The organism is Hymenobacter glacieicola (assembly GCF_014640315.1).
Lineage (GTDB): Bacteria > Bacteroidota > Bacteroidia > Cytophagales > Hymenobacteraceae > Hymenobacter > Hymenobacter glacieicola.
Window position 1 is genome coordinate 268,442 of sequence record NZ_BMGS01000003.1, and the last position, 16,668, is coordinate 285,109.

At 61.2% G+C, this 16,668-nt stretch carries 16 protein-coding genes; 6 read left to right on the forward strand and 10 right to left on the reverse strand.

The window, feature by feature from the left end; all coding sequences use genetic code 11:
* Positions 1 to 21: 21 nt before the first annotated feature.
* From IEW18_RS07050 to IEW18_RS07075, 6 genes are all read right to left on the reverse strand, one after another.
* The gene (locus IEW18_RS07050; RefSeq protein WP_188557127.1) at positions 22 to 765 is read right to left on the reverse strand and encodes an SAM-dependent methyltransferase; all 744 of its coding nucleotides are present in this window, start codon (positions 763 to 765) and stop codon (positions 22 to 24) included.
* 124 nt (positions 766 to 889) lie between these two features.
* Entirely contained in the window at positions 890 to 1,162 is a 273-nt protein-coding gene (locus IEW18_RS07055) for a heavy metal-binding domain-containing protein (RefSeq protein ID WP_188557128.1), read from the reverse strand.
* 12 nt (positions 1,163 to 1,174) lie between these two features.
* Positions 1,175 to 1,555 carry a hypothetical protein gene (locus tag IEW18_RS07060; RefSeq protein WP_188557129.1) on the reverse strand — a complete coding sequence of 127 codons (381 nt, stop codon included), beginning with the start codon at positions 1,553 to 1,555 and terminating at the stop codon, positions 1,175 to 1,177.
* Between the two features lie 67 nt (positions 1,556 to 1,622).
* Complete coding sequence (locus tag IEW18_RS07065; protein WP_188557130.1) at positions 1,623 to 2,243, reverse strand: hypothetical protein; 621 nt, start codon at positions 2,241 to 2,243, stop codon at positions 1,623 to 1,625.
* Between the two features lie 113 nt (positions 2,244 to 2,356).
* The gene (nadC, locus tag IEW18_RS07070; RefSeq protein WP_188557131.1) at positions 2,357 to 3,217 is read right to left on the reverse strand and encodes a carboxylating nicotinate-nucleotide diphosphorylase; all 861 of its coding nucleotides are present in this window, start codon (positions 3,215 to 3,217) and stop codon (positions 2,357 to 2,359) included.
* A 203-nt stretch (positions 3,218 to 3,420) separates the two neighbouring features.
* Positions 3,421 to 3,822, reverse strand: coding sequence for a DUF4783 domain-containing protein (locus tag IEW18_RS07075; RefSeq protein ID WP_188557132.1), 402 nt, complete (start codon positions 3,820 to 3,822; stop codon positions 3,421 to 3,423).
* Between the two features lie 145 nt (positions 3,823 to 3,967).
* On the opposite strand from IEW18_RS07075, the gene gpmI reads away from it, so the two are divergent.
* Positions 3,968 to 5,515, forward strand: a complete 1,548-nt coding sequence (gene gpmI, locus IEW18_RS07080) for a 2,3-bisphosphoglycerate-independent phosphoglycerate mutase (protein WP_188557133.1) — start codon at positions 3,968 to 3,970, stop codon at positions 5,513 to 5,515.
* Positions 5,516 to 5,534: 19 nt separating this feature from the next.
* Positions 5,535 to 6,086 (forward strand): hypothetical protein, encoded by a 552-nt coding sequence (locus IEW18_RS07085; protein WP_188557134.1) that lies wholly within the window; start codon positions 5,535 to 5,537, stop codon positions 6,084 to 6,086.
* A 10-nt stretch (positions 6,087 to 6,096) separates the two neighbouring features.
* Here the strand turns inward: IEW18_RS07085 and IEW18_RS07090 are convergent, their stop codons facing one another.
* The 4 genes from IEW18_RS07090 to prfA all read right to left on the reverse strand — a co-directional run bounded on the left by IEW18_RS07090 (position 6,097) and on the right by prfA (position 9,966).
* Complete coding sequence (locus IEW18_RS07090; protein ID WP_188557135.1) at positions 6,097 to 6,684, reverse strand: hypothetical protein; 588 nt, start codon at positions 6,682 to 6,684, stop codon at positions 6,097 to 6,099.
* 97 nt (positions 6,685 to 6,781) lie between these two features.
* The gene (locus IEW18_RS07095; protein WP_188557136.1) at positions 6,782 to 7,204 is read right to left on the reverse strand and encodes a secondary thiamine-phosphate synthase enzyme YjbQ; all 423 of its coding nucleotides are present in this window, start codon (positions 7,202 to 7,204) and stop codon (positions 6,782 to 6,784) included.
* A 7-nt stretch (positions 7,205 to 7,211) separates the two neighbouring features.
* A complete protein-coding gene (locus IEW18_RS07100) occupies positions 7,212 to 8,738 on the reverse strand; it encodes a hypothetical protein (protein WP_188557137.1) in 1,527 nt (508 codons plus the stop codon).
* A gap of 157 nt (positions 8,739 to 8,895) precedes the next feature.
* Positions 8,896 to 9,966 carry a peptide chain release factor 1 gene (prfA, locus tag IEW18_RS07105; protein ID WP_188557138.1) on the reverse strand — a complete coding sequence of 357 codons (1,071 nt, stop codon included), beginning with the start codon at positions 9,964 to 9,966 and terminating at the stop codon, positions 8,896 to 8,898.
* 502 nt (positions 9,967 to 10,468) lie between these two features.
* Here prfA and thrA point away from each other — a divergent pair.
* The 4 genes from thrA to IEW18_RS07125 all read left to right on the forward strand — a co-directional run bounded on the left by thrA (position 10,469) and on the right by IEW18_RS07125 (position 16,449).
* Entirely contained in the window at positions 10,469 to 12,913 is a 2,445-nt protein-coding gene (gene thrA, locus IEW18_RS07110) for a bifunctional aspartate kinase/homoserine dehydrogenase I (protein ID WP_188557139.1), read from the forward strand.
* Between the two features lie 147 nt (positions 12,914 to 13,060).
* Positions 13,061 to 14,029: a homoserine kinase gene (locus IEW18_RS07115; RefSeq protein ID WP_188557140.1), complete on the forward strand. Its 969-nt coding sequence runs from the start codon at positions 13,061 to 13,063 to the stop codon at positions 14,027 to 14,029.
* A 320-nt stretch (positions 14,030 to 14,349) separates the two neighbouring features.
* On the forward strand, positions 14,350 to 15,654 hold the full coding sequence (gene thrC, locus IEW18_RS07120) for a threonine synthase (RefSeq protein WP_188557141.1): 1,305 nt from the start codon (positions 14,350 to 14,352) through the stop codon (positions 15,652 to 15,654).
* A gap of 114 nt (positions 15,655 to 15,768) precedes the next feature.
* On the forward strand, positions 15,769 to 16,449 hold the full coding sequence (locus IEW18_RS07125) for a c-type heme family protein (RefSeq protein ID WP_188557142.1): 681 nt from the start codon (positions 15,769 to 15,771) through the stop codon (positions 16,447 to 16,449).
* Positions 16,450 to 16,668: the final 219 nt, after the last annotated feature.

A 16,668-nucleotide genomic window follows, 5' to 3' on the forward strand; every position in this document is an offset into this window, starting at 1 on the left:
CTTGGTTAGCACATGGAATTCTTATTTTTTAAGCACGAAAATCATGCGGGGACTGGTAGCGGCATCAAAGGCGGTAAGCTGGTAGTCGCCCAGCACTTCCACCAAACGCAGGCCTGCCATGCGGAAATACTCCTCGAACCGCTCCTGGCTTAGAGCCCGCACCCGTTCCTCAAAGTGCTGCTCCTGCTGCTCGGCATCCAAAAAGCGAATTTCCTTGACGATGAAATCGTGCTGAAAATGACGGTACAGCCGAAACTCCGTGTCTTCTACCCGCTTGGTTTCGTGCGCTACCAGCTGCCGGATGGTTAAGTCCGTGTTCAGAAAGTCGATAACCATCTTGCCCCCGGGCCGCAGCGCCGCGGCCGCGTTGCGCAGGGCCACGACGTTGTCGGCCTCCTGGGCAAAGTAGCCGAAGCTGGTGAACAGGTTGAAAATGAAGTCAAAAGGACCGGTGAGCAGGGGCTGCCGCATGTCGTGCACGTGAAAGTGCAGGTGCTCATGGGCAAACTGCCGGGCGTGGCGGATGCTTTCCGGCGACAAATCCAGTCCTGTTACCTCGTAGCCCTGCTCGCTCAGGTACAAGGCGTGGCGACCTTTGCCGCAAGCTAGGTCCAGGAGACGGGCCCCGGGTTTTGGGTGCAGATACCGGAGCAGATTCGCCAGGAAAGCCCGGGCCTCCTCGTCGTTTCGCTCCCGGTAGAGCCGGTGGTAGTACGGCGAGTCAAACCAGGTGCTAAACCATTCTTCGGGGGGCGCAGGCAGCATAAGCAAGAGGACGGGGTACTACAACGACAAAGGGGCGCTTGCACGCCCCTTTGTCGTTGTATAGGCAAATACGGAGGTTCATATTTGCAACAGCGCTGCAAATATGAACCTCCGTTTGTTTAAATCAAAGCGCCTTGGTAGGCGTGGCGGCCGGGTTGGGCTCCAGCTGCATCTCGCAGACCGGGCACTTGCCGGGCTTGTCGCTGGCGCTGCCTTCGCAGCCCATGGGGCAGAGGTAGGCGGCCGTGGCTACGGGTAGGGCCGTGCTATCGGTGGGTGCCGGGTTGGGAGCAGCAGTAGCGGCGGCCTGCTCCGCGGGCTTCGACTGGCAGCTGGCCAGCAATGCCCCGGCGGTGAGCAAAACGGCCGTTACCGTTGATTTCCAGAAAGACATCATGTGGACCCGGCGCTACTTTTTGGGCGTGGGCTCGGCAGTTTCCGCCTTGTGGTCGTCGACGGCTTTCTTGTCGCTTTCAATAGCTTCCGCGCTATTGGTGTGGGTAGCGTCTTTGGCATCAGCCGTGCGAACTTCCTCGGCCGTTACCCGGTCGCGGGCGTTCGGCTCGTCCAGGGTAACTTCTGAGCTAATGGGGCGCTCAATGGCCCCGCCCTTCGACTGGTGGGCGGCTTCTTCCGTGTTCTGGTCGAAGTTGTCCGAGGAGCGGCTGCCGGGCTCTACCATATCCACCGATACTTTTTTGTCGGCGCGCCAGTCCGAAGGTTCGCTGCTGCACGCGTTCAGGGCCAGCGTAGCCAGGGCCAGGGCAGAAAGTACGAGTTGCTTGCTCATGAGAAGAAAACGGAATCTTGAATAAGAGGTATGACGAAAAAACGACCGGGCAGGTTAAGGCCGGGCTTTAAGCGGCCCCCGGACCGCCACCGGGCAGCAGGTTCTTGCGACGCAGCATGGCATCAAACAGCTTCTGGTCGTTGGGGGAGTTGAAGATGCGGTCCGGCACTTGCAGGAAAATTGGGGTATCGAAGGTTTTGGCCATCCACAGGCGCCAGCCTTTCAGCTCCTGGGGTAGCTCCGGGGCGCGCAGAGAAAGGAGGTAACCATCGGCCTCGCGCTTTACGTCGCCAATCATGTCCCAGGTCAGGCGCATGCCTTCCTTTTCGTTGCGACGCAGCACAATCTGCTTGTTATCAAACTCATAGCCCAACTTCTCAAACAGCGGCTTGGTTTGTTCTACCTGCGTTACGCCCGTTACCTGGGCCGAGCGGAATAGTACGTACAGCAGCGTCAGGAGCAGCGCCCCGGCCAGCCACCACCACGAGGGCCAAATAATGGCAGGCAACAACCCAATCACGAACGGAATAAGGGCGTACCACCACTCGCGCCGCCACACCCGGGCCATGGCCATCTTGGTGTAGGTATCGGTGTCAAGCTGGTGCTTTTTCGTGCGGATGGCCAGGGGCGAAGCGCCTTGCTGCTGCTGTTGCTGCCGGTAGCCGCCGCGTTGGTTGGGGAGTTGCATAAAGTGAAATGGTGATTAGTGACTTGGTGAGTTTGCTGTTCAGGAGGCCGGTGCTGCGCAGCTTTCGCAAACGAAACGACACGCCCTATTTCACTATCTCACCATTTCACCGCTTAAAAGGCTTTCAAACTCATGTCGAGGCTCCGGATGGAGTGGGTCAGGGCCCCGACGGAAATGTAATCGACGCCGGTAGCGGCTACCTCGGCAATGGTTTCCTCGGTGATGCCGCCGCTGGCTTCCAGGGGGTAGCGGCCCGCTACCAGGGCCACGGCCTCGCGCAGTTGCGCCGGCGCCATGTTATCGAGCATAATCCGGTCGATGCCGCCGGCTTCCAGGGCTTGCTGCACTTCGGCCAAGCTGCGGGTTTCAATTTCGATGGGCAACTGCCGGCCGGTGCGCGCCAGGTAGGCGCGGGAAGCCGCAATGGCCTGCCGGACGCCACCGGCGTAGTCCACGTGGTTGTCCTTCAGGATAATCATGTCGAAGAGCCCGTAGCGGTGGTTCACGCCGCCGCCAATCAACACGGCCCACTTCTCGCACATCCGGAAGTTGGGAGTGGTCTTGCGGGTGTCGAGCAGACGGGCCCGGGTACCGGCCAGCAAGCTGGTCAGGTGGGCCGTGCGGGTGGCAATGCCGCTCATGCGCTGCATGCAGTTGAGCACCAGCCGCTCCGCCGTCAGAATGCTCTGGGCGCGGCCCTCCACGGTAAAGGCAATGTCGCCGTGCTTTACGCGGGCTCCGTCCTCCAGGCGCGGCGCCAGGTGCAAGTCGGCATCTACCGCCCGGAAGATATGGCGGGCCAGCTCCACGCCAGCCAGTACGCCCTCATCCTTAATGAGCAGGTGGGCCCGATTGCGCGCCTCAACCGGAATGGCCGACAGCGCCGAATGGTCGCCGTCGCCGACATCTTCAGCTAATGCCGTGCGGATAAACGTGGATAGAGCTTCCGGGGTGAGGTAGGGGGGCGTTTGCACGGGGCAAAAATAGTCAAAAATGCCCCTACTTAACCATCCCTGCTTCCCGGGGGCCCGCGCGACGCGTACGAGGCAGCCTTTACCCCTACCCCACGGGGTTCTACGGAGTTGGGCAGGGGCCACTTCCGACCCGCGGCTGGGCACAAAAAAGCGCCGCGAAGAAAGCTTCGCGGCGCTGGGAGAGAGGCAAGTTGAAAGAGACGCTAGTTCTCCTTGGTGAAGTCGATAGTAGCAATTCTGAGGTTGCCGCCGGCCGCTTTCATTTTCACGAACATGCGGTAGGCGCCATCTTTTCCGGTGTATTTGCCCACGGCATAGGGCGTTCCTTCGTTGCTGCCGCCGTAGTGAATAAAGTCAAAAGAAGCCGGGGAGTGTTTCGCGAAGAAGTCTTTCATCACGAACTCGGCCTGGGTGGCGCTGTAGCTTTGCTTGTCCCCGTCGAAGCTCAGCTCCACGGTAGGGGCAAAGAAGCCGGCCAAATCGCGCGAGGAGGAGCTGCGGATGGCGTTGCGCACGGGACCAAAAGCTTCGCCCTGAGCCAGGGCACCCACCGATAGCAACAGGCTCCACGCTAGGGCGAAGGCCAGAAAGAAGTTGCGTTTCATGTTAGTGTAAAGAGTTCGTCATGCAGCTCGCGAAAACTATGCCAACCTAGATTCGGCCCCAGGGTATTGCACTTAGCGGCCTAGCCTGGCAGCCAAGTTAGGGAAAATGCGGGCGTTTCGGCCCATCTGGCCTATCTTTGCTGCCATGAACAAACAGGTATTGTTGGTGATTCTGGACGGCTGGGGTCTGGCGCAGAACAAAGAGGTATCGGCTATTGATCAGGCGCGTACGCCCTTCGTCGATTCGCTGTTTCAGCGCTACCCCCACAGCCGCCTGCAAGCTTCCGGCGAGGCCGTGGGTTTGCCCGACGGGCAGATGGGCAACTCCGAGGTAGGCCACATGAACATTGGGGCCGGCCGCGTGGTGTACCAAGACCTGGTGCGCATCAATAAATCCATCCGGGAGCGGAAGCTGGGCGCCATGCCCGCCCTAGTGAAAGCCTTCGAGTACGCCCGCCTCAACAACAAGCCCGTGCACCTGATGGGCCTGCTCTCCGACGGGGGCGTGCACTCCCACCTGGAGCACCTGAAAGCCCTGTGCACTCTGGCCTACGACGCCGATGTGCACAACGTGTTTATTCACGCCTTCACCGATGGCCGCGACACCGACCCCAAGGGTGGCGTTAGCTACGTGAACAACCTGGAGCAGCACCTGCAGCGCGGGGCTAGCGGCAAAATTGCCTCCATCGTGGGCCGCTACTACGCCATGGACCGCGACAACCGCTGGGAACGGGTGAAAGTGGCCTACGACCTGCTGGTAAACGGCAAGGGCGCGCCCTCCCAGAACCTGATTCAGAGCATGCAAGACTCCTATAAAGAAGGAGTAACCGACGAATTCCTGAAGCCCATTATTAAGGTAGGAGCCGACGGGCAGCCGCTGGCCACCATCAAGGAGGGCGACGTGGTGCTGTGCTTTAACTTCCGCACCGACCGGGGCCGGGAAATCACGCAGGCCCTGACCCAGCAGGATTTCCACGCCTTTGAGATGCGCCGGCTCAGCCTGCACTACCTGACCATGACCAACTACGACGCCACCTTTGCCGGCGTCACGCCCATTTTCGAGAAAGACAACCTGGAGGAAACCCTGGGCGAAGTGCTGGCCGCGCACCATAAAACCCAGATTCGCATTGCCGAAACGGAAAAGTATCCGCACGTTACCTTCTTCTTCTCCGGCGGCCGGGAGGTAGAGTTCGAGGGAGAGAAACGCATCATGCGGGCCTCGCCCAAGGTAGCAACCTACGACTTGCAGCCCGAGATGAGCGCCTACGAGCTGCGCGACGCCCTGGTGCCCGAGCTGCAGGCCAAGTCGGCCGACTTTGTGGTGCTGAACTTCGCCAACACCGACATGGTAGGCCATACCGGCGTGTTTGCTGCCGCCGTAAAGGCGGCCGAAGCGGTAGATGAGTGCGCCCGTGGCGTCATCGAAACAGCCTTGGCTTCTGATTACGCCTGCATCATTATTGCCGACCACGGCAACGCCGACATGATGATTAACCCGGACGGCACGCCCAACACGGCCCATACCACCAACCTAGTGCCCTGCATCCTGGCCTCCAACGACTACCGTGGTACGCTCATTGATGGCAAGCTCGGCGACATTGCCCCCACGGTACTACAGCTGATGGGCCTACCCCAACCCGATGTAATGGGCGGTCAGAGCCTGCTCCGCCCCGAAACGGCCCCGAATGCGTAGTTTCTTCTGGCTGGCTGGCATGGTAGTACTCTTTTCCGCCTGTGAAGCTGGCGAGGATGCTACCGTGCGCCCCAACCCGGCGAACCGCAAGCCGACGTATTTCAACCTGCTGGGTTTCCTGGAAAAGCAGGCTACTCTACTAAATCAGCGCCAGCCCGCCGTGGAAAAACAGGTCCTGCTCCGCGACGGTCAGCAGGAAACCACCCGCGTAACCCAACTAGACTGGGCCAAAGAGCTACAGATTTTTCAGCAGGCCGACATCAACAAGCCCGCCCTGCGGGGCCTGTATCAAGTAGACTCCGCCACAACCGCCGAGGGCCTCACCCGGCGCAGCTACCGTCGGCAGCCCGGCACTGAACACCCCGTAGAGCAGCTCACAGTGCTAAGCGAAGGCGCCGTAGTGCGAGAAATGACGGCCACGGTAGCCCAGGATAACCCGCTGGTTTACTCGGCCAAAACCATGACCCTACGCTGTCAGAACGGCCAAGTAGCCAGCTACCAGGTACGCGGCGTGCAAAAGCTCGTGCTGTTCGATTCAGTGCGCTACTCGGTGCAAAGCCGGGTGTTGTAAGGTTGAACGCCTAATCGAGGTAGGGCTCCACGTGCACGGCGCTTAGCCGGCCGCTTTGGTAAATGACGGATACGTAGTTGGTACGCTCCGTATCGCCAATCCGGACTTTATCGGTGGTGGGAGCTGCCGAGCGGCAAGCTGACTCCAGGCGAGTGCGCAGGCGTCTTCCGTAAGCGGGCTGGAAGTTGGTGATGGTAGCGTCGCGGAGCAGGTCTTTCTCCGGGGCCCGGTAGAACTCAAACACATTGCCCTGGTGGCGCACCAGCAGAATAGTGTCGATTTGGCCAGCTTCGTGCAGGTTCTTGTAGGGTCGGCGCGCCACTACCTTGGCCCCGCTGGCGAGTAATTCCGGCACCGTCGGCTCTTCCCCGAAAGGCTGACCGGCCAAGGAATCATTCGTCAGGCGCACTATGCGGGTAGCGGCCGGCGCGGCTGGCCGGACCGCCCGCCCCGGGCGCGCCTGCTGCGCGGCAGCTTTCCGGCTAGCGGGCAGCTCGGTGCGTTCGGTATCCATACCGCAGGCACTTAGCAGCACCGCGGCGTAGAGCGAGGTAGCCGAGGCAGCTTTAGCAGACGATAGAAACAGGGCAGCAAGCATGATCAGGGGGCTTTCTGCCCTATACGCAAACTGTGGGCGGGTGGCTTGCTTACGCTGCCTATTCCGCTTACGCAGTGCCTTTTATCCCGGCTACAGCCTACTTGCCCATCAACGTGGCTACTATCCACCGTCGGCCGCCGTGGTTCCGATGCTCCCCCAGGTAGATGCCCTGCCAGGTGCCCAGCGCCAACCGGCCCTGACTGATGGGCACGCTCACGGCGTGGCCTAGCAGGCTGGCTTTAAGGTGGGCCGGCATATCGTCGGGGCCTTCCTGGGTGTGGCGGAAGTAGGGGGCGTTTTCGGGTACGGTGCGGTTGAAGAACTGCTCGAAATCGTGGCGCACGGTGGGGTCCGCGTTTTCGTTGATGCTCAGGCTGGCTGAGGTGTGCTGAATAAAGAAGTGGGCGGTTCCTACCTGTAGCTGCTCCAGCTCCGGCAGCTCGGCCACCAGCAAATCGGTAATCAAATGGAAGCCCCGGCTCACGGCCGGCAGGCGCAACCGCTTCTGAAGTAACTGCATAGGCTGACTACGGATTTTTCCGCTCGTAGGCCCCAATATCGGGCGGACTGAGGCGGGGGCGGTTGAGCAGGTCGGTGGTGATGCTGGGCAAGGGCAGGGCTTTGTTACTGGCCGGCGAAAGGGTATCGAGCTGATAGTCCAGCGTTTTGCCAAGAGGGCGCGAGGGCGTGCTGCGGAAAAGGTAGTTCGGGCCCTGCTGCGGGTTCAGGATGTTGCCGTTTTTGGCCTGCCCCAGGGGCCCCGTGTTGTCATACTTCTTGGTCAGCAACACGCTGGTGCTGATGCTGATGTTACCCGCGTACTGCTCCCCGTTCACGAAAGCCAGCTCTTCCAGGTTCCGGGAATTACCCCACACAATGGAGTTGCGCATGGTCAGGCGGGGGGCAATGGCGGGCCGGGCCTGCCCATTCACCTCAATGGCATCGGCCAGCAGAAACGAAGGGGTTTGGCGGTTAGCCAGCGTAGCATAGTTGGCAATGGTGCAGTAGTCGAACTGGTAGGTGCCGCCCTGGGCACCAAACACAGCGTACTGCTCGCAGTTGGCTAGCAGCGTGTTGCGCACGGTAAAATCAGCCGACAGCCCCAGAATGGCCGCTCCTTCCAGGCCAATGCGCAGGCCCGAATTGGTGAAAGCCTGCTTGGCGCTGGATATGTTCTGAATAATAGAATTCTCGACCGTGACGCTGGGGAACGGCCGCAAATTGCGCGGATTGATGACCAGCAGCCCGAAGGCGCTGTTCTTGATCTGGGCAAAGCGCACTACGCTATTACGGCTGCTGGACAAAAACCAGATGCCCGCCCACTGGCCCGGCCGGTTGGCGTACTCTTCCTCGCGCCGGTCGCCCTGGAAGTACACAAAGTTGCGGTCATTGGGTTTCAACTCCCCCGTGGGCCGGAAGGTAGGGCTGACCAGCAGTTGTCCGCCCACCAGCAAGGCCGCGCCGGCATGAGAATAAATTCGGGCGCCGGGTTCAATGGTCAGCGTTGTGGCCGAATCAACCAGCGCGTAGTCATAAATAACGTGGGGCTTATCGGCCTTCCAGGTGGTATTGACCCTGATTTCGTCGCGAGTATGGAAGTAGGCGTTCTGGCCGTAGCTAACCACTTTCACTTGCTGGTCGTTGCCGTTGGTGCGGAAGCGCAGGTTATCCACCAGCACGAAGGGCTTCAGGTCACTGGGCGTGGGGTCGATGGTGGCGCGTACCAGTACCAACAGGCTATCCTTACCCCTGATTTCCACGTCGCGGGCTACGGAGCCGGCATCCCCGTTAATGAGCAGGTTGTAGGTGATGCCAGGCTGGCTCTGCAGGCTGATTTCCGACACGCGTACCGCTCGCGGGTTGCGGTTGTACACCCACAGGCGCTTGCTCACGGTGCCCACCGTCACGAACACGGTATCAAACTTCACCGTGTCAAGGGAGAACTCCAGCTTGGCCCTGCTATCGGTCGTCACGAGGTCTTCCTTGGGCTCACAGCCGGGTAGCAAAACCGTAGCGGCCGAGAGCAGCAGAAGCAGCGGGAGTAAAAAGCGCATAAATGGCAGTAAGCTAACTAACTTAAAAACGTCATCCTGAGCAGAGCGAAGGACCTTATCACGTGGGAACAGGACGTTGTTACGTCAATCGTTTACGCGTGATAAGGTCCTTCGCTCTGCTCAGGATGACAAACGGGGCTGGTAGCGTTAAAGTATCCTAGCCAACACCTTCCTTGAGGCGCTCGGCGCTTTCGGCCAGGCGCAGCTGCTCCACAAAGTCGTCGATGTTGCCGTCCATTACCGCGCTCAGGTTGTGCACAGTATAGCCAATGCGGTGGTCCGTTACGCGGCCCTGGGGGTAGTTGTAAGTGCGGATTTTATCTGACCGGTCGCCACCGCCAATCATGCTCTTGCGGGCCGCCCCTTCGGCTTCGTTTTTCTTGGCCAGCTCGATTTCGTAGAGGCGGGAGCGAAGTACGCCCAGGGCCTTATCGAAGTTCTTGAGTTGGGACTTCTGGTCCTGGCACTGGGCCACGATGCCGGTGGGCAAGTGGGTTAGGCGCACGGCCGAGTAGGTAGTGTTTACCGACTGTCCGCCGGGACCCGACGACATAAACAGGTCCTTGCGCACCTCGTTCATATCAATCTGTACGTCCAGCTCCTCGGCCTCCGGCATCACCACAATAGAGGCAACGGAGGTATGGATGCGGCCCTGAGTTTCCGTGGCCGGCACGCGCTGCACGCGGTGCACGCCCGACTCAAACTTGAGCTTGCCGTATACGTCCTCGCCCTTCACGGCCAGAATAATTTCCTTGTAGCCGCCCGAGGTACCTTCCGTGGCGTCAATCAGGTCCATGCGCAGGTTGTTTTTCTCGGCGTAGCGCATGTACATGCGCTGCAGGTCGCCGGCGAAAATGGCCGCCTCGTCGCCGCCGGCCCCGGCCCGGATTTCCATGATAACGTCCTTGCTGTCGTTCGGGTCCTTAGGAATCAGCAGCTCTTTAATAACGGTTTCCAGCCGCTCCTGCTCCGGGTACAGCGTTTCCAGCTCGTCCTTGGCCATCTGGCGGAAGTCCTCGTCCTTTTCGGTCGCAATAACTTCCTTGGTGCTGTCGATGTTGGCCAGCACGTTCTGGTAAGCCTTGTACTCGGTCACGATTTTGCCGAGGTCCTTATATTCTTTGTTGAGGGCCTTGAAGCGTTTCATGTCGCTCATAGCTTCGGGCTGGGTGAGCTGTTCGCTCACGTCCTCAAAGCGCCGTTGGATGGCCTCCAGTTTGTCTAGCATCTTGCCTTCAGAAAATGTATTGGGAGTGCAAAGGTACGGAATCAAAGCCGACCTTAAACAGGGCTGAACCGCTTGGATCAGAAGCGCTAGGAGCCTTGCGGTTTGCGTGCTTCCTCTGCCTGATGATTTCTAAACAACGCCTCCCACAGGCGCATCACCTGCGGGGGGCGTCACCAGCTTGGAGCGCACCAATGAGGGCCGGCTAGCACTCAAATTATTTCTATTCCAAACACGTATCGTTTCAAAAAATTCCTACTTTGGGGCCACCAACCCCGCGCTCATGGCCTTGCTTCGTGCCTTCCATGTTACCTGCTGCGCCCTGACAATCAGCCCGATTGCCACCCGGACAACCGTGACCACAACCCGCTAAGCGGGCCGCGGAACTCCTTTTTCACTTGTATTCGCCGCCCGCCTCGCCGGTAAGCCCTACTCCAGGGAGCTACCGGACCGATGCGGGCTTTTTCTTGTCCTTTCCACTGGTAGTGCCCTTGACGTGACGCTTATGCAGGTTCTCAAATTCGGAGGTTCATCGGTGGCCTCGGCCGCCAACATCAAACGTGTGCTGGAGTTGGCCGAAGCGGCTGCCCGCCAGCAGCCCACCGTAGTGGTCGTATCGGCCCTAAGTGGGGTTACGGATGCCTTGATTAGTGCCGGTCGTCGGGCCGCCGCGGCCGATGCCAGCTACCGGGAGCAATTGCAGGAGCTGGAGCAGCGCCACCTAGACGTAGTGCGGGAACTGCTCCCGATTACGGGGCAGAGCGGGGTGCTGAGCTTCGTAAAAAGCCACTGCAACGAGCTGGAACGCCTCTGCGACGGAGTTTTTGCCCTGGGGGAGCTGTCGGCCCGAACCCTGGACCGGCTGGTAAGCTACGGCGAGCTGCTCTCCTCGCGGGTGGTAGCAGCCGGGCTGACGACACGAGGCACAGCCCACCAGTGGCTCGACAGCCGCCAACTGATTCGCACCGACGCCCGCTACGGCCACGCGGCCGTGGACTTTGCTTTCACCAACCCACAAATTCAGGCGGCGGTAAACGGGGCCGAGGCAGCCCTGTACGTGGCTCCCGGCTTCGTGGCCGCGGCGCCTGATGGCAGCACCACCACCCTGGGCCGGGGCGGCTCCGACTATACGGCGGCCATTTTTGCCGGGGCGCTGGGGGCTAGCCAGCTGGAAATATGGACGGATGTGAGCGGCATGATGACGGCCGACCCGCGCCTGGTGCGCGCCGCCCGGCCCATTCCGCGCATCTCTTATCAGGAGGCCATGGAGTTGTCGCACTTCGGAGCCAAGGTCCTCTACCCGCCTACCATCCAGCCGGTTATGCACCGGGGCATTCCGCTTTGGATCAAGAACACGTTTGCTCCCGAAGATGCCGGGACCCTGGTGGAAGTAGCCCCGTCCGCCAACCAAGCCATGGTGCGCGGCATTTCCAGCATCGGGCCGGTGGCCTTGCTGCGGCTGGAAGGTGGCGGCATGGTCGGGATTCCCGGCTTTTCACGGCGGCTGTTTGCGGCCCTGGCCCAGGAGCAGATCAACGTGATTCTCATCACTCAAAGCTCCTCGGAGCACTCGATTTCCGTGGCCGTGCGGGCCGATGACGCCCAGCGAGCCCAGCAAGCCGCCGACGCGGAATTTGCCGCCGAAATCAGCGCCGGCCGCCTCGACCCGCTGTATTGTGAGCATGAGCTGGCTATTGTGGCCCTGGTGGGGGAGCAGATGAAAAACCACCCCGGCATTAGTGGGCGCCTGTTTGGGGCCCTGGGGCAGAACGGGGTGAACATCCGGGCCATTGCCCAGGGCTCCTCGGAAAAGAATATTTCCACCGTTATCCGCCAGCAGGATGTGCGCAAGGCCATCAACGTGCTCCACGAAACTTTCTTCGAGGCCACTACCCGGCAGGTAAACGTGGTAATCACCGGCGTGGGCAACGTAGGTCGCAAGCTGCTGGAACAGTTGGCTCGGCAGCAGCCCTGGCTGCGCGAAAAGCTGCGCCTGAACCTGCGGGTGGTCGGTCTGGCTAACAGCCGGCAGTTCGTGCTGGATGAGGAAGGCATCGACCTGACCGCCTGGCAGCCAACCCTTGCCGCCGGCCAGGCCCTGCGTCTGCCGGCGCTTACGGAGCAGCTGCTGGCCCTGAACCTGCGCAACACCGTGTTCGTGGACGTAACGGCCAGCTCCGAGGTAGCCCAGGTGTACGCCGAGCTGCTGGCGCGCAGCGTGGCCGTGGTAGCCTGCAACAAGGTAGCCGCCGCCTCGGAATACCAGAACTATGCCCGCTTAAAGGCGCTGGCCCAGGAGTTTAATACCCAGTTTCTATTTGAAACCAACGTGGGCGCGGGCCTGCCCGTCATCGGCACCCTGGGCGACCTGCTGCGCAGCGGCGACGAGGTGCAGCGCATGGAAGCCGTCCTATCAGGCACCCTGAACTTCGTGTTCAATACCTATGATGGCTCCCGACCCTTTGCCGAGGTAGTGCGCCAGGCCCAGGCCGAGGGCTACACCGAGCCCGACCCGCGCCTGGACCTAACGGGGGTTGACGTGGCCCGCAAAATTCTGATTCTGGCCCGCGAGGCCGGGTATGAACTGGAAATGGCCGACATCCACAACGAGCCTTTTCTGCCTGCCTCCTGCCTGGAGGGCGACGTACCGGCTTTCTACGAGCAGCTGGCCGTGCACGAGCCCCACTTCCGGGCGTTGTATGAGGCCGCCGCCGCTAACGGGGAGAAACTGCGGTTTGTGGCAAGCTTCGCGGTGGGGCAAGCCCGGGTGGGCCTGCAGGCCCTGCCCCCAGCCCACGACCTGTATTCCCTGCAAGGCAAGGACAACGCCGTTTTGTTCTATACCAACCGCTACGTGGAGCAGCCCCTGGTCATCAAAGGCGCGGGGGCGGGCGCCGAGGTTACGGCCTCCGGCGTATTTGCCGACGTGCTGCGCGCCGTACAGTCTTAAATATGCTTAAACATGGCTGCCCAGGCGTGATATGCCGCGCCTGGGCAATGCCGACTGCCGCGCTGTAGCACCGAAAGCCGTTTAACCGTACGCGAAGCTGGCGCCAGGTTTTTAGCTTCGCATCACCCTACCCCTTTTACCTCTTCCATGCTTTTTTCTTCTGCTTCTATTACGGTGCTGGCCCCCGCCACCGTGGCCAATGTGGTGTGCGGGTTTGATGTGCTCGGCTTTGCGTTGCATGAGCCCAATGACGTGATGAAGCTGCGGCTGACCGAGCAGCCGGGAGTAGTGCTTATCAACGAAGACGAGTTCAACCTGCCCACGGAGCCAACTCAGAACGTGGCCGGCGCGGCCCTGCTGGCCATGCTCCATGCCGTTCCGGAGCCCGTTGGGGTGGAGGTGCGCATCCGCAAAGTCATTCGGCCGGGCAGCGGCATTGGTAGCAGCGCAGCCAGCGCGGCGGGGGCCGTAGTGGGCCTCAACTACCTGCTGGGCAACCAGTTCAGCAAGCCCGAACTGGTGCAGTTTGCCATGTACGGCGAGGAGGTAGCCTCCGGGGTGCGCCACGCCGACAACATTGCCCCGGCCATTTATGGGGGCGTGACCCTGATTCGGGCTACTACCCCCGCGCCCGACATTGTACCGCTGGATGCGCCGCCCCTGTTCGTGACGGTGGTTCATCCCCAGATTGAGGTGAAGACCGCCGACGCCCGCAAGATTTTAAAGCAGGAAGTACCCCTGCGCGACGCCATTCGGCAGTGGGCCAACGTGGGCGGGCTGGTGGCCGGCCTGCTCCAGCACGACTACGCCCTGATTGGCCGCTCCCTGGAAGATGTGATTGTGGAGCCTGTGCGCAGCATTCTGATTCCGGGCTTTCAGGACGTGAAGGAGGGTAGCCGCATTGCCGGGGCCCTGGGCGGGGGCATTTCCGGCTCGGGCCCTTCCTTGTTTATGCTCAGTCAGGACGAAGCCACAGCCCGCGCCGTAGAAAACGTAATGCACGCTACCTACCAGCGCCTCGGCCTCGACTACCTTATTTACCTAACAACTATCAACCCGGTAGGCTGCCAGGTGCTAGTTGATGAGGACCGCGCTGAACCAGCCACAACGAGGTAAAGTAGCAATGCTTTGCGTCTCCTGGTTGCTGAGGTTGTAGAGAACACGCGTTTTCGGCCGTTCTGGTGCCGAGACGCAAAATATTGCGTCTCTACCTCGTTCTAGGATGCGTGATCAGCCGATAAAAAGGTCGTCATGCAGAGCCGGAGGCGAAGCATCTCGTGGGCTGACTTCGTAGTTACGACCACAACATCAGCCAAGTAAGATGCTGCGCGCTGCACGGCAACCTTGGTTTGAGTAGAAACCTTGCTGTCTACGTACCCTTGCTAGAACCAGTAGCGCAGATCTGTCTTCTTTCCATTCAATAGCGACTTAAGCCCATGCGCTACTACAGCCTTAACCGCCAAGCAAAAACCGTTGACTTCCGTGCGGCTACCGTGGCCGGGCAGGCCCCGGACGGGGGCTTGTACTTCCCCGAAACCATTCCGCGCTTTCCGGCGGGCTTTGTGGAGCAGCTGCCGCAGCTGGCTTCTGCCGAGGTGGCTTTCACGGTGCTGCAGCCCTACGTGGGCCCCACCATTCCGGCAGCCGAGCTGGGCCGCATCTGTGAGCAAACCGTCAGCTTTCCGTTTCCGGTGGTGCCGGTTACCGGGCAGATCAGCGCCCTGGAGCTGTTTCACGGTCCGACCCTGGCATTTAAAGATGTGGGCGCCCGCTTCATGAGTCGCTGCCTGGGCTACTTTTCCCGCCACGAAACCCAGCCCGTTACGGTGCTGGTAGCCACTTCCGGCGACACGGGCGGGGCCGTGGCCAGTGGGTTTCTGGGCGTGCCCGGCGTGGAAGTCGTGATTCTCTACCCCACCGGAAGGGTGAGCCCGGTGCAGGAGCAGCAGCTCACGGCCCTGGGCCAGAACATCCGGGCCCTGGAGGTGCAGGGCAACTTTGATGACTGCCAACGGCTGGTGAAGCAGGCGTTCCGGGACCCGGAGCTGATGGCACGGCGACGCTTCACCTCGGCCAACTCCATCAACGTGGCCCGCTGGCTGCCCCAGCAAGTGTACTATTGCTACGGCGTGGCGCAGGCCCTTGCCGCCACCCACCAGCCGCCGGTGGTAGCCGTGCCCAGCGGCAACTTCGGCAACCTGTGCGCGGGCTTGCTGGCCTACGTTTCGGGGCTGCCGGTGGCGCACTTTCTGGCCGCCTGCAATGCCAACGCCGCCGTGCCGGCCTACCTGACCAGCGGGCAGTACGCTGCCCGGCCGGCAGTGCCTACCCTTTCCAACGCCATGGACGTGGGCGACCCTAGCAACTTCGGCCGCATTCTGGAGCTGTTCCGCCACGAGTACCCCGTCATTCGGGACCTGCTTAGCGGCTACTCCGTTTCGGATGCGGAAACCAGCGCCACCATCCGGCGGGTACACCAGCAAACGGGCTACCTGCTGGACCCCCACGGAGCCGTGGCCTTCTTCGCCCTGGAAGACTACCTTAGCCAGAGGCCCGAAGCCCGCGGCATTTTCCTGGAAACCGCCCACCCGGTGAAGTTTCCGGCCGCCGTGGAGCCGGCCACCGGCCAGCCTGTGCCGGTGCCCGCCGAGCTGCAGGCCCTGCTGCGCCAGCCCAAGCACAGTACCTTGCTACCGCCCGAGTACGAAGCCTTGCGCGCCTACCTGCTGGAAACGGCTTAAGTTCACGGCCTTCCGAGCCGGCTCGGCGCAGCCACTGAAATCATCTGGGGGTATCTTTTGGTTGAATGCCCGGAAGTGTGTCCCTTTGCCTGCCGTCTTTAATGCCAATGCCTTATGCGTTTCCTGCTCCGCGCCGCCCTGCTTTTTCTGCCCCTTTCCGCCTGCAACTCCGACCAGGTTGAGCACCTGAGCAACACCAAGGAGCTGGCCGTGGAAGCCGAGAACTGGCAGGTAAAGCGCATCATGCCCAAAGACCTGCTCCGGGCCACCGGCTGGGCCGGCGACTCCCTGACCCGCACCGCCGAGCGGGAGTTGCGCCAGGTGCTGGCCGCCAAGCTCCAGGAAGGCGGCGTGGCCGCGGCTCTTCCCTTCTGCCGCCCCGCCGCCCTGCCTGCTACCGATTCGCTGGCCAACGTGCTCCAGGCTTCGCTGGGCTGGATGAGCCCGCGGCCCCGCAACCCGGCGCACCGGGCCGCCCTCACGCCCGCTGACCTCAACGCCGCCGACACCACCACCCGCCGCGTGGCCCGGCCAGCCACCGAGCAGTTTACTTACCAGCGCCCCGTGGTGCTCAATGATGCCTTGTGCCTGCGCTGCCACGGCAAGGTAGGCCAGGACATTGCCACCGCCGACTACGCCCTAATTCAACAGCAATACCCTCAGGACCAGGCCACTGGCTACCAGCTGGGCCAGAGCATGGGCGTGTGGCGCGCCAGCTTCAAGCGCAGCGGCGTGGCCGAGCTCTACACCATGAAAACCCGCAAGGTGATGAAGAAACGCAAGCCGCTTTTTTGAGACCGTGCAGCTAGTGTATATCTACAAGTGCAAAACAGCCGCTTGTCCTGCTGAGCAACGCGAGAAACCAAAGGTTACAGCAGCCAATACTTCCCGGTTTGTCGCGCGGCTCGGAAGCACAGCATGGATACGTGGAGACGCGGGCCCACTACCTCAGCTTACCACCTGCTTATCAACTGGTTGACTTACGTATCTTTCCTATACTTAGCAAGGGCACTA

Excerpts from the sequence above, each read along its gene's own strand:
- gpmI (WP_188557133.1), top strand. The coding sequence starts at position 3,968 with ATGAACAAACAGGTATTGTTGGTGATTCTGGACGGCTGGGGTCTGGCG.
- IEW18_RS07055 (WP_188557128.1), bottom strand. The coding sequence starts at position 1,162 with ATGATGTCTTTCTGGAAATCAACGGTAACGGCCGTTTTGCTCACCGCC.
- thrC (WP_188557141.1), top strand. The coding sequence starts at position 14,350 with ATGCGCTACTACAGCCTTAACCGCCAAGCAAAAACCGTTGACTTCCGT.
- IEW18_RS07090 (WP_188557135.1), bottom strand. The coding sequence starts at position 6,684 with ATGCTTGCTGCCCTGTTTCTATCGTCTGCTAAAGCTGCCTCGGCTACC.
- IEW18_RS07050 (WP_188557127.1), bottom strand. The coding sequence starts at position 765 with ATGCTGCCTGCGCCCCCCGAAGAATGGTTTAGCACCTGGTTTGACTCG.
- IEW18_RS07060 (WP_188557129.1), bottom strand. The coding sequence starts at position 1,555 with ATGAGCAAGCAACTCGTACTTTCTGCCCTGGCCCTGGCTACGCTGGCC.
- IEW18_RS07065 (WP_188557130.1), bottom strand. The coding sequence starts at position 2,243 with ATGCAACTCCCCAACCAACGCGGCGGCTACCGGCAGCAACAGCAGCAG.
- IEW18_RS07125 (WP_188557142.1), top strand. The coding sequence starts at position 15,769 with ATGCGTTTCCTGCTCCGCGCCGCCCTGCTTTTTCTGCCCCTTTCCGCC.
- IEW18_RS07100 (WP_188557137.1), bottom strand. The coding sequence starts at position 8,738 with ATGCGCTTTTTACTCCCGCTGCTTCTGCTGCTCTCGGCCGCTACGGTT.
- IEW18_RS07115 (WP_188557140.1), top strand. The coding sequence starts at position 13,061 with ATGCTTTTTTCTTCTGCTTCTATTACGGTGCTGGCCCCCGCCACCGTG.
- IEW18_RS07075 (WP_188557132.1), bottom strand. The coding sequence starts at position 3,822 with ATGAAACGCAACTTCTTTCTGGCCTTCGCCCTAGCGTGGAGCCTGTTG.
- thrA (WP_188557139.1), top strand. The coding sequence starts at position 10,469 with ATGCAGGTTCTCAAATTCGGAGGTTCATCGGTGGCCTCGGCCGCCAAC.
- IEW18_RS07085 (WP_188557134.1), top strand. The coding sequence starts at position 5,535 with ATGGTAGTACTCTTTTCCGCCTGTGAAGCTGGCGAGGATGCTACCGTG.
- prfA (WP_188557138.1), bottom strand. The coding sequence starts at position 9,966 with ATGCTAGACAAACTGGAGGCCATCCAACGGCGCTTTGAGGACGTGAGC.
- IEW18_RS07095 (WP_188557136.1), bottom strand. The coding sequence starts at position 7,204 with ATGCAGTTACTTCAGAAGCGGTTGCGCCTGCCGGCCGTGAGCCGGGGC.